The organism is Streptomyces sp. NPDC002845 (assembly GCF_053591955.1).
The window spans coordinates 89,023-104,165 of record NZ_JBSFUU010000015.1 but is presented as its reverse complement, the minus strand read 5'-3'; the positions used below and the strand labels follow the sequence as shown (position 1 = coordinate 104,165).

General features: G+C 71.6%; 13 protein-coding genes. 6 read left to right on the top strand and 7 right to left on the bottom strand.

The window, feature by feature from the left end; all coding sequences use genetic code 11:
• The first annotated feature begins 51 nt into the window (after positions 1-51).
• Both ACWD3C_RS13740 and ACWD3C_RS13735 read left to right on the top strand, forming a co-directional pair.
• Positions 52-1,599: an alpha/beta hydrolase gene (locus tag ACWD3C_RS13740; RefSeq protein ID WP_451143390.1), complete on the top strand. Its 1,548-nt coding sequence runs from the start codon at positions 52-54 to the stop codon at positions 1,597-1,599.
• 116 nt (positions 1,600-1,715) lie between these two features.
• Positions 1,716-3,266, top strand: a complete 1,551-nt coding sequence (locus tag ACWD3C_RS13735) for an alpha/beta hydrolase (RefSeq protein WP_451143388.1) — start codon at positions 1,716-1,718, stop codon at positions 3,264-3,266.
• A gap of 71 nt (positions 3,267-3,337) precedes the next feature.
• Here ACWD3C_RS13735 and moeZ read toward each other — a convergent pair whose 3' ends face one another.
• The 7 genes from moeZ to ACWD3C_RS13700 all read right to left on the bottom strand — a co-directional run bounded on the left by moeZ (position 3,338) and on the right by ACWD3C_RS13700 (position 12,760).
• The gene (gene moeZ, locus ACWD3C_RS13730; protein WP_451143386.1) at positions 3,338-4,516 is read right to left on the bottom strand and encodes an adenylyltransferase/sulfurtransferase MoeZ; all 1,179 of its coding nucleotides are present in this window, start codon (positions 4,514-4,516) and stop codon (positions 3,338-3,340) included.
• A gap of 63 nt (positions 4,517-4,579) precedes the next feature.
• Positions 4,580-5,332 (bottom strand): spherulation-specific family 4 protein, encoded by a 753-nt coding sequence (locus tag ACWD3C_RS13725; protein WP_451143384.1) that lies wholly within the window; start codon positions 5,330-5,332, stop codon positions 4,580-4,582.
• Entirely contained in the window at positions 5,320-6,279 is a 960-nt protein-coding gene (locus ACWD3C_RS13720) for an NAD-dependent epimerase/dehydratase family protein (protein ID WP_451143382.1), read from the bottom strand. The genes ACWD3C_RS13725 and ACWD3C_RS13720 overlap by 13 nt, the downstream gene beginning before the upstream one ends.
• 214 nt (positions 6,280-6,493) lie before the next feature.
• Positions 6,494-7,654, bottom strand: coding sequence for a hypothetical protein (locus ACWD3C_RS13715; RefSeq protein ID WP_451143380.1), 1,161 nt, complete (start codon positions 7,652-7,654; stop codon positions 6,494-6,496).
• Entirely contained in the window at positions 7,651-9,477 is a 1,827-nt protein-coding gene (locus ACWD3C_RS13710) for a DUF3492 domain-containing protein (protein WP_451143378.1), read from the bottom strand. Before ACWD3C_RS13710 ends, ACWD3C_RS13715 begins: the two co-directional genes overlap by 4 nt.
• 203 nt (positions 9,478-9,680) lie before the next feature.
• Complete coding sequence (locus tag ACWD3C_RS13705; protein WP_451143376.1) at positions 9,681-11,075, bottom strand: DUF3152 domain-containing protein; 1,395 nt, start codon at positions 11,073-11,075, stop codon at positions 9,681-9,683.
• 521 nt (positions 11,076-11,596) lie between these two features.
• Positions 11,597-12,760 (bottom strand): alpha/beta fold hydrolase, encoded by a 1,164-nt coding sequence (locus ACWD3C_RS13700; RefSeq protein WP_451143374.1) that lies wholly within the window; start codon positions 12,758-12,760, stop codon positions 11,597-11,599.
• A gap of 311 nt (positions 12,761-13,071) precedes the next feature.
• On the opposite strand from ACWD3C_RS13700, the gene ACWD3C_RS13695 reads away from it, so the two are divergent.
• The 4 genes from ACWD3C_RS13695 (at position 13,072) to ACWD3C_RS13680 (ending at position 15,007) form a co-directional block, all read left to right on the top strand.
• A complete protein-coding gene (locus tag ACWD3C_RS13695) occupies positions 13,072-13,287 on the top strand; it encodes a hypothetical protein (protein WP_451143372.1) in 216 nt (71 codons plus the stop codon).
• 187 nt (positions 13,288-13,474) lie between these two features.
• On the top strand, positions 13,475-14,119 hold the full coding sequence (locus ACWD3C_RS13690) for a TetR/AcrR family transcriptional regulator (RefSeq protein ID WP_451143370.1): 645 nt from the start codon (positions 13,475-13,477) through the stop codon (positions 14,117-14,119).
• A gap of 145 nt (positions 14,120-14,264) precedes the next feature.
• Complete coding sequence (locus ACWD3C_RS13685) at positions 14,265-14,492, top strand: DUF3107 domain-containing protein (protein ID WP_451143368.1); 228 nt, start codon at positions 14,265-14,267, stop codon at positions 14,490-14,492.
• Between the two features lie 245 nt (positions 14,493-14,737).
• Entirely contained in the window at positions 14,738-15,007 is a 270-nt protein-coding gene (locus ACWD3C_RS13680; protein ID WP_451143366.1) for a hypothetical protein, read from the top strand.
• Positions 15,008-15,143: the final 136 nt, after the last annotated feature.

The window sequence follows — 15,143 nt, the reverse complement described above, 5'->3', positions numbered from 1 at the left end:
GCACGGCCCGCGCCCCGAGCCGAGCGCCCGGGGCCACCCCAGGATGGGATCATGCCCAACCCGCCCCGGCTGCGTGCCGCCGCCCTGACCACCGCCGCCGTCCTGCTGTCCTCCCTGGTGGCGGGCTGCGGTGACGATGCCGAGGACGACGTGGACCTGACAGCCCAGAAGCTCAGCTGGAAGGACTGCCCGGCGCCCTCCGCGTCCCAGGGCGGCGGCGAGGCTCCCTCACCGCTGCCGAACGGCGACGTATGGCAGTGCGCCACCATGAAGGTGCCGCTCGACTGGGACGAACCCGACGGCGACACGATCGGCATCGCGCTGATCCGGGCCGAGGCCGGCGGCGACAAGAGCGAGCGCATCGGCTCGCTCGTCTTCAACTTCGGCGGCCCCGGCGGCTCGGGGGTCGCCACGCTGCCCGCCTTCGGCGAGGGCTACGCGCGACTGCGCACCCGCTACGACCTGGTGAGCTTCGACCCGCGCGGGGTCGGCCGCAGCGCGGGCATCGAGTGCGAGGACGACGAGGACCTCGACGAGTACTTCCAGCAGGACGCGACCCCGGACGACGCGGCCGAGCGGCAGCAGCTCCTCGACAACACGAAAGCGTTCAACTCCGCCTGTGAGAAGAACTCCGGCACGACCCTCCCGCATGTCCGCACCACGAACGCCGCTCGCGACATGGACCTCATGCGCCAGGTCCTCGGCGACGACAAGCTCCACTACTTCGGCATCTCCTACGGCACCGAACTCGGCGGCGTCTACGCCCACTTGTTCCCCGAGAAAGTCGGGCGGGCCGTGTTCGACGCGGTCGTCGACCCGACACAGACACCGGAGCAGGGCTCGCTCGGGCAGGCCAAGGGCTTCCAGCTCGCGCTGGACAACTACGCACGGGACTGCGTCTCGCAGGAGGACCCCTGCCCGGTCGGCGACACCGCGCAGGACGTCAAGGGCCGGATCGCGCGGCTGCTGAAGGACCTCGACAGCAAGCCGATCCCCGGGATCTTCCCGCGTGAGCTGACGCAGACCGCCGCGACCAACGGCATCGCGCAGGCCCTGTACTCCCAGGACTTCTGGGAGTACCTGACGGCGGGCCTGGAAGAGGCGTACGACGGTGACGGCAGGATGCTGATGGTGCTGTCCGACGCGATGAACGGGCGGAACGAGGACGGCGAGTACAGCAACATCGCCGCGGCGAACGTCTCCATCAACTGTGCGGACGACAAGCCCCGCTACACCGCCGAGGACGTGGAGGACCGACTGCCCGAGTTCCGGGCCGCCTCTCCGCTCTTCGGCGACTATCTGGCCTGGGGGATGCTCAGCTGCACCGACTGGCCCGTTCCGGGCGCCGCCGCCCACCCCGACGTGAGCGCGCCGGGTGCCGCGCCCATCCTCGTGATCGGCAACACCGGCGACCCGGCCACACCGTACGAGGGCGCGCGGAGGATGGTGGAGGCGCTGGGTGAGGGAGTCGGGGTCGAGCTCACGTACAAGGGGCAGGGGCACGGCGCGTACGACAGCGGGAACGAGTGCGTGCAGGGTGCGGTGAACGGTTACCTGCTGGCGGGGAAGGTGCCTCAGAGCGGGACCGTCTGCTCATGAACGTGCAGGTCAGAGGGTTATCCACAGCCAGCCGCGGTGATCGCTGCAATCCGCCTACCATGGCATGACTGTCATCCGCGGCATCCGGCGGACGACATCGCGAGGGGGAAGTGCTCATGGCGCGATTCATGCGAGGAGCGGCGCTGGCCGCGGCGGCGCTGCTGGTGGCCGGCTGCAGCGGCTCGTCCGGGGACAGTACGGACGACGGGAAGGGCGACACGGGCCCGTCGGCCACGGACTCGTCCGGTGCGTCGTCATCGGGGCTGCCGTCATCGCTCACCTCCCAGCAGCTCGACTGGGACCGTTGCGAGGCGACGGCGGACGGTCCCGCGCCCGGCAGCGGCTGGGAGTGCGCGACGCTGAAGGTGCCGCTGGACTACGCGAAGCCGGACGGGAAGACGATAGGGCTCGCGCTGATCAGGTCCGAGGCGACCGGAGGCAGCGGCGACCGTATCGGCTCGCTCCTGTTCAACTTCGGCGGTCCGGGCGGCTCGGGCGTGTCCACGATGCCGTGGTACGCCGGCAACGCGGGCGAACTGCACGAGCGGTACGACCTGGTGAGCTGGGACCCGCGCGGAGTCGCCGCCAGCGAGGGGGTGCGCTGCCGCAGCGACCAGGAGATCCAGGCCGCCGAGTCGGTGGACGCAACACCGGACGACCCGGCCGAGGAGACGACGTACTTCAAGGACGCGGCCGACTTCGGGGCGGGCTGCGAGAAGGCGGCGGGCGAATTGCTGGCGCACGTCTCGACGACCGACACGGCCCGCGACATGGACCTCATGCGCCAGGTCCTCGGCGACCGGAAGATGCACTACTTCGGCATCTCCTACGGCACCGAACTCGGCGGCGTCTACGCCCACTTGTTCCCCGAGAACGTGGGGCGCCTGGTGCTGGACGCGGTCGTCGACCCGAGCGCCGACACGGTGGGCCACGCCAAGAACCAGACCCAGGGCTTCCAGCGCGCCCTGGACAACTACCTGAAGTCCACGGGCCAGGACCCGGAGCAGGGCACGCAGGAGATCGTGGACCTGCTGGCGCGGATCGACGCCGAGCCGCTGCCGACAGGGTCCGGCCGCGAGCTCACCGAGACGCTGGCGCTCACCGGCATCGTCCAGCCGCTCTACAGCGAGCTGAGCTGGCCGACGCTGACCAGCGCGCTCGACGCGGCCGAGAACGGGGACGGCTCGGAGCTGCTCGCACTGGCCGACGGCTACAACGAGCGGGACCCCTCGGGTCGCTACGGCACGACGACCCACTCGCAACGGGTCATATCGTGCTTGGACAGCATGCAGCGGCCGACGTCCCAGGAGGCGGAGAGGCTGCTGCCCGAGTTCCAGGAGATCTCTCCCGTCTTCGGCGAGTTCCTGGGCTGGGACACGGCGGGCTGGTGCCACGACTGGCCGGTTCCGGGCCAGTTCGACACCCCGGAGGTGAGCGCCCCGGGAGCCGAGCCGGTGCTGGTGGTGGGCAACACCGGGGACCCGGCGACACCGTACGAGGGCGCGCAGAAGATGGCGGACGAGTTGGGCAAGGGCGTCGGTGTGGTGCTCACCTGGGAGGGCGAGGGCCATGGGGCGTACGGGAGCGGCAGCGGCTGTGTCGACTCCACGATCAACGCGTACCTGCTGGAGGGGTCCGTACCGGAGGACGGCAAGGTCTGTTCATGACGCCGCCGGGGGTTGCCCACACGCTCGGTGTGGGCAACCCCCGGGAACAGAAGAGCGGGACGGACCGCGGCTCAGTAAACGGGCTTGTGCGGCTCGATCTGGTTGACCCAGCCGATCACGCCGCCGCCGACGTGGACCGCGTCGGAGAAGCCCGCCGACTTGAGGACGGCGAGGACTTCCGCACTGCGGACACCCGTCTTGCAATGCAAGACGATCTTCTTGTCCTGCGGGAGGGTCTCCAGGGCGGTGCCCATGAGGAACTCGTTCTTCGGGATCAGCCGGGCGCCCGGGATGGAGACGATCTCGTACTCGTTGATCTCGCGGACGTCGATGATCTCGATGCTCTCGCCGTCGTCGATCCACTCCTTGAGCTGCTTGGGAGTGATCGTCGAGTCGGCGGCCGCCGCCTGGGCCTCCTCGGACACGACGCCGCAGAAGGCCTCGTAGTCGATGAGCTCGGTGACGCTCGGGTTCTCGCCGCAGACCGCGCAGTTCGGGTCCTTGCGGACCTTGACCTGGCGGTACTGCATCTCCAGGGCGTCGTAGATCATCAGGCGGCCGACGAGGGGCTCGCCGGTGCCGGTGAGAACCTTGATCGCCTCGGTGACCTGGATGGAGCCGATGGACGCGCACAGCACACCCAGGACGCCGCCCTCGGCGCAGGAGGGGACCATACCGGGGGGCGGGGGCTCCGGGTAGAGGCAGCGGTAGCAGGGACCGTACTCGGACCAGAAGACGGAGGCCTGGCCGTCGAAGCGGTAGATCGAACCCCACACGTACGGCTTGTTGAGCAGCACGCACGCGTCGTTGACCAGGTAGCGGGTGGCGAAGTTGTCCGTGCCGTCGACGATCAGGTCGTACTGGCTGAAGATGTCCATCACGTTGTCGGCTTCGAGCCGCTCCTCGTGAAGGATCACGTTCACGTACGGGTTGATGCCGAGGACGGAGTCGCGCGCAGACTCGGCCTTGGAGCGGCCGATGTCCGCCTGGCTGTGGATGATCTGGCGCTGCAGGTTCGACTCGTCGACCTCGTCGAACTCCACGATGCCGAGAGTGCCGACACCCGCCGCGGCCAGGTACATGAGGGCCGGCGAGCCCAGGCCGCCGGCGCCCACACACAGCACCTTGGCGTTCTTCAGCCGCTTCTGCCCGTCCATGCCCACGTCGGGGATGATCAGGTGGCGGGAGTACCTGCGGACCTCGTCTACGGTGAGCTCAGGAGCTGGCTCGACCAGGGGTGGCAGCGACACGGGGACTCCGTTGATCGGTCAATCACTACAGTTGTTCTCCCCGTAACACTGCCACGCCCTTTTTCATTCCGAGACACCTGGTCCAAGAAGCGAGACGATGTCGTCCCAGTAGCCGGGCAGGGTCTCCCACGGGTCGATGCGGCCGCGCCGGTCCGAGCGGTCGGTGAAGTAGATCGTCGAGGCGCCCTGCCAGCGGGCGATGCGCAGGGCCTCGTCGAGGTGACCGCGTGGGACGCCGTGCACGAAGTGGCAGAACCGCTCGGGCGGATGGTCGGCGGTCCACTCGGCCACCTGCGACCAGCGGTAGTCGCTCCAGGGGCCCGAGAAGGTCACCAACTGGTCGGCACTCTCTGCATATCCGGCATACGGGTGGGTCCCGTGCCCGAACACGATGTGGCCGCCGTCGTCGACCAGCGCGCGGAGCGTGGTGGCCGTGCGACGAATCTCCGGCAGGGCGGTGCGCTCGCTGGGGCAGCGATCGAGGAGGAAGCCGTCGACCCGGTACCAGTCGAGATACCGGTGCGCGTCGGAGACCAGCTCGCCGAAGGTGCGTGCGCCATACGTCACGTCCAGGCGTCCGAGGAGGCGGACACCCGCGTTGCGCAGTCGGCCGGCCGCCGCCAGACAGTGCGGGTCGGGGCGAGTGCCGGGGCCGTCGGCGACGTTCAGGACGACCCAGTGCAAGGGGGTGCCGGGGCGGGTGAGTTCGCCCCATTCCAGCGGAGCGACAAGGGGGTGTGCAAAGCCGGGGATGCCGAAGCCGAGGCTTAAGCCGGTGCTGGTGGTGCCGGTGGCGGTGCTGGTCAGATGCGGCATGCCGCCTCCATCCAGATGTCGGCGAGGGACTCTTCGAGGTTGATCCGGGGCCGCCAGCCGAGCCGGTCGCGGGCCGTACGCACATCGGCCTGCTGCCAGCTGCCGCAGCCGTCCGGGTAGGGGTACGCGACCGGAGCCGCGTGGTCCGGTTCGGGGCGGGGGTGACCGATGGACGGCCTGACGGGACCTGGCGGGCCGTCGAGTTCGTGCAGGGCACCGCCGTAGCCGGCCACCCGGGCGAGGACGGCCGCGGCGTCGCGGAGGCGCACGGCACGGCCCGAGCCGATGTTGATCACGCCCTGGGCAGCGGAGAGCGAGGCGGCGTGGACGGCGCGGGCGACATCGCGTACGTCGACGAAGTCGCGCTGGACGCCGAGGCCGCCGAGTTTGAGTTCGCCGTCGCCGGACTGCATGGCGCGGCGCATGGCCTCGGCGAGGCGGCCGAGCGGGGAGCCGGCCGGGGTGCCGGGCCCCGCGGGCGAGAACACGCGCAGCACGACGGCGTCCAGGCCGGAGCCGAGGACGAGTTCGGTGGCGGCGAGCTTGCTCACGCCGTACGGGCCACCGGGGCGCGGCACGGCGTCCTCGGCGGTGGAGGAGCCGGGCTGGCTGGGTCCGTACTCGGCACCGCAGCCGATCTGGACCAGGCGCGCCCCGCAGCCGCTGCGGCGCAGGGCCTCGCAGACGGTGGCGACGGCGACAGTGTTGTGCCGGGTGAGTTCGCGGGCGCCGCCGCGGGTGGCTCCGGCGCAGTTGACGACGACTCCGGGATGCACCGCGTCCAGGAAGCGGGTGAGCGCGCCGGGGCTGCCGCTGGCGAGGTCGAACCGCACGTCGGCGTCGTCGCCGCGCCCCAGCGCGGTGAGCTGGACAGCCGGGTCGGCGAGCAGGCGGTCGGCCACGAAACGGCCGAGGTATCCGTTGGCTCCGATCAGCAGGACCCTCATCGGGCGGCTCCCGGGGCGGATTCTCCGGTTCGGGAGTTGATCATCTGGCGTTCTCCTTACGGGGTGGTGCCGTGGGTCGAGGGAAGGCCCGCGGTGTCGGCCCCGCGGGAGGGGTGTGCTCGGGACGGGTTGTGAGTTCCGTCCCGGGCGTCGGTCTCGGCTCGGGGTCCGTGGTGGGCCGTGCGGGCGGATCACCGCGGCGGTGAGCCGGAGTTCAGGGCGCCCCGGAGGGCAGGGCATGGGCCGAGGCCCGGGTCAGGGTTCGGGTCGAGTGGAGCAGGAGGACGAGCGCGGCCCCGCCGCACACGACGCCCGGGACCGCACCCGGCCCCCAGGTGTCGACGACGGTCCGCACAGGGGCGGCGAGGAACGAGCAGCCCGGCAGGCGGCCGGCGAACGCGGCGGCCAGTGTCGTGGCCTCGGCCGCGCCCGCCGCGCCGAGGACAACGGCCGGCGCGTGCGTGAAGCCGTGCGCGGCCAGCAGACGTGCGAGCAGGAGAAGTGCCCCCAGGGCACCGGCTCCGGCGTACGCGGCGGGCTCGTCGAGGACGGCGCCGCACAGGGTGAGCAGGGCGGCCAGGGTGCACAGGAAGAGGGCGAATGTACCGAGGAGCAGAGGTTGTACGGAGTCGGCGAACTCGGCGAGACCGCGGCTGGCGCCCAGTTTGCGGCGGGCGCGCGCCCGGAAGAGGTGGGCGCACCAGATCGCGGGGGCGCAGGCCAGGGTGAGAGCCAGCACGGGGGCCGTGGCCAGGGGCCAGGGGCCGTGCGGGCCGCCGTCGAGGCCGGCGGTCAGGAGACCGTCGCCGAGGAGGGCGTACGCGAGCAGCCAGTACGTCCACGCGCGCGTGCCGCTCCTCGTGCCGGACGGGACGTGCAGCGGGCCCCGGCGGAGGACCGTGCGCAGGGGCAGCGCGACGGCGAGGGCGCCGACGGCGACGACCGCGAGGCGCGGCCGGCCGTCGGTGAGCCGTACGCCGACCACGGCTGCCGCGCACAGGGCGCCCGGCAGCAGGGCGAGGAGTGCCCAAGCGGCGCTGCGCGTGCCGGGTTCCTCGACCTGGGGTTCCTTCTGGCGTGCCTCCCCGTCGCGGGGCGCGCGCGCGTACATCTCCTCGGCGAGCGAGAACACGTCCCGGTGCCGGAAGCGGGCGGCGGTGCGGTCGGTGACACCGTGGGCCTCAAGTCCGGCCGCGATCTCCAGTGGGTCGACGGCCCGCTCGCACAGTCCACGGTGACGGTGCATCAGCGCCTTCACGGGGTCCACGCCACCGCGCCGGAGGGAAGCCCCGGAAATCGCCGTGGCCGACTTGTCGGCGCCCCCGTCGGCCGCCGACCACGGACCCGACCGGTCGAGTTCGCCCAGCTCGCTCATCGCGCCCCCTCCCCCGCCGGAACCGGCTCTTCGACGGCGACGGCGGGTACCGTCGCCCGCACGGGAGCCGTGGCCTGCACCGGCACCCCCAGCGCCCACCGGGGACCGCCCCCGGCGGCGAGGCGGGCCTCGGTCCAGCGGCCCGGCACGTGGGCCTCGGCCGGTGCGCCGAAGGGCAGCGGTTCGCCCATGTCGTCGACGACCACGCGCCGGACCGGCGAGTGGGAGACGATCTCCAGGTAGATGCCACGAAATGCCGCGATGTTCTGCTCGACGGTGAACAGTTCGAGGGCCCGCGCGCGGGCGGCCGCCCCGAGGCGCGCACGACGCTCCGGGTCGCGCAGCAGCGACACGCACGCCTCCGCGAGCGCCCGCGGATTGCGTGGCGGCACGACGAGCCCCGTACCTCCGATGACCTCCACGACCGCGCCCACGTCGGTCGACACCGTCGCCCGTCCGCAGAACATCGCCTCGACCAAGCTGATCGGAAAGCCCTCGACCACGCTCGACAGCACGACCACGGCCCCGGACGCGTACGCCTCCGCGAGGTCCGGCACCTCCGGGCCGCCGATCTCCTCGAACGACACCGGGTTGTCGCCGACCTCGTGCACGCCCTCCGCCTCGTCGGGAAAGAGCTGCGCGGCCAGCCCCCGGCAGTGACCGAGGTAGGCGATCCCCTCGGCACCCGAGGCGGTGCCCACGATGCGCAGCCGCGCCTTCGGTTCGCCCTTGCGGATCTCCGCGAAGGCGTGGAGGAGGGAGATCAGGTCCTTGGTGGGTTCGACGCGGCCGATCCAGACCAGCGTGCGGGGGTCGGCGCACTCCGCGGACTCGCCCACCTCCGCGAAGCGGGATGCCTCCATGCCCGGGTAGACCGTGCGGATGCGGGCACGGTCGGCTCCGCACCGCTCCTGCCAGCGGCGGGCGTGAGTGTTGCCGGGGGTGACGCAGGCGGCCTGCCGGTACACCTCGGCGGCCAGCCGCCCGTGGAAGGCCGCGAGCAGCGCGCGCACCGGTGCGTCCCCGGAGGCCCCCAGGTAGTGCGCCCGCAACGGCACGCCGTACTCCGTGACCAGCAGCGGTATCCCGGAGAAGTGGCGGGCCAGCAGCCCGGGCAGCGCGGCCGATCCGCCCGCCGCGGCATGGCACAGGTCGACGGAGCCGAGCCCGTCGTCCTCGTACCAGTCGAGCGAGAGGGGGCGCAGGGCGCGTTCGAGATGCGCGGCGACGGCGAGCAGATCGGGGACGCGGGCCTCGCGCGCCGCCCGCAGTGCGCCGGGCGCGCGACAGGCGCGCTCCAGCATGCGTACGGCGGTCTCCGAGCGCAGCGCGCCGACCAGCCCGCCCTCGTCGCGGGCGAGTTCGGCAAGCCCGTACAGCGCACTGCCGAAACGGTCCGCCACGGAGTCGGGACCGCCCGCGGGGCCTTCGGAAGCGCTCCCGGAGGCCTTGGCCTCGGAGGCACTCCCGGAAGCACCGGGCACCCTCGGCTCTCCCGGCCTCCCCGACTCTCCCGGCCGCCCCGGCTCCCCCGCCGCGCAGACCGCCGCCGCCAGCTCCCCGTACGCCTCCGTGAAGCGCCGTCGCGCCCGGCGCCCGTGAACGACCCCGTCGTCCACGGCCATCCACAGCGGCGCGGTCCGTACGCGGCTGACCTGCGGCGGGAGCTGGATCCAGCCCTCGTCCTCCTGGCTCTCGCTGCGGCTGAGCGCGTAGATGTCGAACTCGTGCTGCCCGAGTCCGCGCACGAGCCGGTCGCACCAGAGCCTGGCGTCACCGCTCACGTACGGATAGCCGCCTTCTGTCAGCAGTCCGATGCGCACGTGTGCACCCCCGATCTCCCGTTTGGGGAGCCGCCGTTGATCCGGCGGCTCGCAGCGGGACGAACGTATGCGGACAAGGCGGTGGCGCGACGGACGGTTGTCCATCGCGCCACCAAAAGGGGTGAACGGTCGTAACTTTCGCGTGCGGGTCGCGTTTCGTCGCGCTAAGGGATCAAGTAGTTACGTTTTGTTAAGCCAGGGGCCTACCCGGGGTACGGCCAGGGATTGGCCCTGCACCGGATCCCGTCGTGGTTGAGGAACTTCGTCTGCTGCTGCATGACGGGAGCCAGGTCGCCGTCCTTGTCGCAGGTCACATGGCCGTAGCCGAGGCGGTGACCGATCTCGTGGTTGATCAGCATCTGCCGGTACGCGTGGATCTTGTCGCCGTAGGTCTCCGCACCCTGAGCCCAGCGATAGGCGTTGATCATCACGCGCTCGGTGGCGGCGGAGTCGCAGGACACGTTGTCCACGGTCGTGTCGAGGCCCGACTTGGCGCACCACTCGGCGGTGGTCCCCGGGCTCGCGAGTGTGATGACGAAGTCGGGGGTGCCGGAGGAGATCCGTTCGAAGGTACGGCCGCCGTTGTGGGCCCAGCCCCGGTCGTCGTTCAGGGTCTTCTGCACGGCCTCGGCGAACAGCTCCGCGTCCAGCCCGATCCCTTCCTCGACGTCCACGCGGTACCGGAACTTCTGCCCGGTCCCCGGCGCCTGGTCGAGGCCCCCGACCGCCGCGAACTTCCCGCTCCCCGCCAGGTCGGCAGCGAGCGTGTTCTTCTGGTCCATCTTCTCGTCGTACGTCAGCGGGGTCGCGCTCGGCGACTCCGAGGGGGCGGGGCGGCTGTCGGTCCGCGAGGCGGAGTCGTCGCGGATGTCGCGGCCCTCGCTGTCTTCGGCCTGCGACTGCGCGACGGTGTCGTTCCGGTCGTCGGTGACCTGCCCGGCCACGACGACGGCCAGCACGGTGGTGACCGCGGCCGCGGCGATCCCGGTGAACGTCCGCCCCTTGCTCCCCTTCCGGGTCTCCTCGGCCTCGGCCTCGGGGACGTCCGGGGCCTCCGTCGGCGACGCCCCGACCGCCTCCTCGGCCTCGGGGCCGCGTGCGACACGGTGCTTCTGACCGGGCGCGAAGACGTCGTCGACCTCGGTGAAGGCTTCGAGGTAGGCCTGACGGGGGCCGGAGGCGGAGGCCGAGCCGGGCGGCATGTCGGCGGGCTGCTGCCGCTGCCCGGGGATGCGGGCACGAGGGCCGGGATTGCCTCCGGCAGGCATCCCCGCCGGGCCGCCTTGGGGAATACCGGGGGCGGCGGCCCCGGGTGCTACGCCGGGTCCGGCCCCCATCGGCCGGCCCTCACCGCCGGCCTGCCCCCAGCCACCGCCCGGCTCACGCTGCTCGGGGTGCCCGCTGCGCACCCGGGGGGTGCCGTGCGCGGGCGTGCCGTCAGGGTAACGGGGGACGCCGTGGGCCGGGGTGCCGTCCGGGTAACGAGGGACACCGTGGGCCGGGGTGCCATCAGGGAACCTCGGGACCCCATGAGCGGGCGTCCCGTCGGGGAAGCGCGGCACCCCCTGCGCAGGAGTCCCGTCAGGAAAGCGCGGCACCCCATGAGCGGGGGTGCCGTCAGCGAACCGCGGAACCCCACGACCGGGCGTCCCGTCAGGAAGATGCGGGACTCCGTGGGCGGGAGTGCCGTCGGGGAAACGGGGCACCCCATGAGCCGGCGTGCCGTCAGCGAACCGCGGAACCCCACGACCGGGAGCCCCGTCAACGAACCGAGGCACCCCCTGCACAGGAGTCCCGTCGGGAAAGCGGGGGACGCCACTGGCAGGCGTGCCGTCGGGAAAACGCGGCACCCCCCGCGCAGGCGTCCCGTCGTACCCGTGCGGCACCCTCGGCATGCCCTGCGCGGGCGTGCCGTACGGCGGACGCTGCTCGCCCCGAGGCGGAGTCCCGCCCCTCGGCTGCTGCGCCGGCCCGCCCGGAGGCGGTGGAGCACCCCGGCCGTTTCCGGGCCCCCGGTTGCCCGGACCGGCCGGACCTCCCGGCGCCGGGACACCTGGTACTTCGCTCGTGTCTTTCTTGGAAGCCCGCCCCTTGCGGCTGTGACGTCCCACGCCGCGCCTCAGCTCCCCACACCGGAGTCGCTGGAGACCTCGGACGCACCCGCACCGGACGCCTCACCGGCACCGGACGACGACTCACCGACGACCGACAGACCACCCGCACCGGACGACGACTCACCAGCGGCCGACAGACCACCCGCACCGGCCGGGCCACCCGCACCGGCAGCCGGACCACCACCCCCACGGCCAAGCCCGGCCGAATCGCGCGCCTTCGCCGTCTCCGCCAGCAGTTCATGGAAGGCCGCGGCGACCAGGTCCGGGTACTCCATCATCGCCACGTGCCCCGCGTCCGGCAGGGACACCAGCCGGGAGTCGCGGAAACAGCGGGCGGCGCGCTGGGCCATGCGATAGGAGACGAGCTGGTCGCGGCCGCCGTAGATCAGAAGCGTGGGCGCGAGGACGCGCTCGGCCTGGCGCCAGAGCCCGTGCTGACCGCCCAGGGTGTACGCGTTCACGAGCCCGCGCGCGGAGCGGGCCAGCGCGTCCCAGACGTACGGGAGCCGGAGGCGGCGCTCCATCTCGTCCACGGCGTTGCGGAAACCTTCCGGCGTGACGCGCCCGGGGTCGCCGTAGCAGAGCGCCATGACCCCGCGTACGCGTTGCTCGGCGCTCCAGTCCCGGGTGACCCGCGTGAACAGCCCGGCCACGCCCGGCAGGGCCAGCAGCGCGGTCGGCACGGCGGTCCGCTGCACCCGGATCTCGGGGAGGGCGGGCGAGACGAGGGTGAGCGTACGGACGAGATCGGGGCGCAGGGCCGCGACCCGGGTACTGACGGCGCCGCCCAGCGAGTTCCCGAAGAGGTGGACGGGTCCGCGTTCGGCGGCGTCGAGATACCGGATCACCGCGCGCGCGTGCCCCGTGACGGAGTAGTCGCCGTCGTCCGGTGGTGGCGAGTCCCCGAAGCCGGGCAGATCGATGGCCTCACCGGCCACGGACTCGTCGAGCATCGGCATCATCGCCGACCAGTTCTGCGAGGAACCGCCCAGGCCGTGCACGTACAGGGCGGGCGGCAGCCCCTCGCGGCCCTGCACCCTCGACCGTACGTTCAGCATGACCCCGGGCAGTCTGACCGAGTGCAGTCGTTCCCCGGCCGCGACCCGCACGGCGCCCGGCCGGGGAGCGACGGTGGAGGCCAGCACGGACGGCAGCTCGGTCGAAGACATGGAGCAATGTTACGAGACGATCACGCAGTGGTTCATGTGTTCGCCATCACAGGTTGCCTACGGTTTGCCGTCACGGGTTGCCTACGGTTCGCGGTCACAGGTGGCCTGCGTTCGCCGACACCGGTTGTTCCGCGGGAATCGCGTACCGATCGCATAGCGCCGCGATCGGGTGTCTCCTAGGCTCGTACCAGGGCACCCGGAACAGCCCCCGCCCCTTCAACTCATGTTCGAATTTCGTGAATGTTTACGAATGCTCGGATGCTGTTCGGACACTCAGGATGTTCTGGGATGTTCCGGGAAGGGAGCCCAGCATGACCGTCGACCCCACCGATCCCGAAACCCTCGACGAGCCCGACACCACCGAGTACGACGTCGAGGCCCCGGAGGCCGACGCCGCCGAGCAGCACGCGGACCTCACCCCTCACCAGGACGAGTCGCCGACCGGCGGCGACCCGGACAACGCCAACGAGGCCGACCGGGCCGAACAAGCACGGGTCGTGGAGCTGGACGAGGACGACTACCGATGACGGGCCGGCCGAGGAGCCGGTGACAGGCGGACGATCCGCCCGCCCCGCCCCCGTTTGACGCGTTCCGCGCCATTTCCCCCGGCGTCCGGTCCATGAAATTCTGCGCTCGCACCGCGCACACCACGATTACCGAAAAGTACGATGGCGGCGCGGCGCACACCGCATGTGGACGATTTTGGGAGGCGGCGTGACAGCCATCGAGCAAACTGAGGCGGCACGCCCGCGTGGCACACGCCTGCCGCGCAGAGCGCGACGGAACCAGTTGCTGGGCGCCGCCCAGGAGGTCTTCGTCGCGCAGGGCTACCACGCGGCCGCGATGGACGACATCGCCGAACGCGCCGGCGTCAGCAAGCCGGTGCTCTACCAGCACTTCCCGGGCAAGCTCGACCTCTATCTGGCCCTGCTGGACCAGCACTGCGAGTCACTGATCGAGGCCGTACGGAACGCGCTCGCGTCGACGACCGACAACAAGCAGCGCGTACTGGCCACGATGGACGCGTACTTCGCGTATGTGGAGGACGACGGCGGCGCCTTCCGCCTGGTGTTCGAGTCCGACCTGACGAACGAGCCCGCCGTGCGCGAGCGCGTCGACAAGGTCACCAACGAGTGCGCGGAAGCGATCTGCGACATCATCGCCGAGGACACCGGCCTCTCGCGGGCCGAGTCGATGCTTCTCGCCTCGGGTCTGGGCGGCCTCGCCCAGGTCGTGGCCCGGAGCTGGCTGCACAGCGACCGCAGTGTCCCGCGCGACCAGGCGGTCCATCTGCTGGCCTCGCTCGCCTGGCGCGGCATCGCGGGCTTCCCGCTGCACGGCAGCGAGCAGCACCACTGACGGCGCCCGCCCGGGGATTTGTTCCCGTCCGTTGTTCGCTCGTGGCGTTCTCGGACGGAACGTGTAGGTCCCCTCACCGGGCTAATGTGTGCTGGGTACGGCGCGGACGGCCGCGCACTTCACTGACCGTCGGAGGGACATAGCCGTGGAGGTCAAGATCGGCGTGCAGCACGCACCCCGCGAGATCGTTCTGGAGAGCGGCCAGAGTGCCGAGGAGGTCGAGCGTGCCGTGACCGAGGCGCTGGCCGGCAAGTCGGCGCTTCTGACCCTCGTGGACGAACACGGCCGCAAGGTCCTGGTCCCGGCCGACCGCCTCGCATACGTGGAGATCGGCGAGCCGGCCGTGCGCAAGGTGGGCTTCAGCGCACTGTAGGTCATACGGATACGGGAGAAGGGGCCCGGTGGTGAGTCACCACCGGGCCCCTTCTCCCGTACACCACCGAGCTGAACGGCTGGCCTGAACTGCACAGACGGAGCACAACGCACCCACAGGGAAGGATTGTGTCCCGCACCACAGGGGTAGGACGCGCTACGACCGATTTGCCAGGCCGTGGTCGTGAACGTCGCCATAGCCGTTGTCGTCGCCGTCGCTGTCGCCGTGCGGGAGGGAACCCCATCATGTTCTTGGAAGCGCTCGGCTCCGCCCTCCTCGGCCTCGCCCTGGCGTGGGCAGCCACGTACCGGTTCCCGCGCCGCCTCCCGCCCCGCACCCTGGTCCTGCCGACCGGCGTCGCCGGGGCCCTCTTCGGCGCCTTCCTCACCCACACCGCACTCGGTGCCGTGAACTTCCTGGTGATCCTCAGCGGCGCACTGATCGTCTCCGCCGCCTCACTCTCACTCCTGCTCCGCCCGGCAGAGAGATTCCGCGGCCGCTCAGCGACGGCGTAAGAAAAAACGCGAGCCGCATCCCGTAAATGGGGGCGCAGCCCCCTTCCGAGGGGCGCGGGGCTGTGACACTATGCGGCTCCGCCGCGTGGGCGCGACCAGCCACACACGACCGGCACCCGCAAACAAACCGCAAGCC

Coding starts and splice junctions, on each gene's coding strand:
- ACWD3C_RS13720 (WP_451143382.1), bottom strand. CDS start 6,279: ATGAGGGTCCTGCTGATCGGAGCCAACGGATACCTCGGCCGTTTCGTG.
- ACWD3C_RS13735 (WP_451143388.1), top strand. CDS start 1,716: ATGGCGCGATTCATGCGAGGAGCGGCGCTGGCCGCGGCGGCGCTGCTG.
- ACWD3C_RS13725 (WP_451143384.1), bottom strand. CDS start 5,332: ATGCCGCATCTGACCAGCACCGCCACCGGCACCACCAGCACCGGCTTA.
- ACWD3C_RS13740 (WP_451143390.1), top strand. CDS start 52: ATGCCCAACCCGCCCCGGCTGCGTGCCGCCGCCCTGACCACCGCCGCC.
- ACWD3C_RS13700 (WP_451143374.1), bottom strand. CDS start 12,760: ATGTCTTCGACCGAGCTGCCGTCCGTGCTGGCCTCCACCGTCGCTCCC.
- ACWD3C_RS13695 (WP_451143372.1), top strand. CDS start 13,072: ATGACCGTCGACCCCACCGATCCCGAAACCCTCGACGAGCCCGACACC.
- ACWD3C_RS13715 (WP_451143380.1), bottom strand. CDS start 7,654: ATGAGCGAGCTGGGCGAACTCGACCGGTCGGGTCCGTGGTCGGCGGCC.
- ACWD3C_RS13680 (WP_451143366.1), top strand. CDS start 14,738: ATGTTCTTGGAAGCGCTCGGCTCCGCCCTCCTCGGCCTCGCCCTGGCG.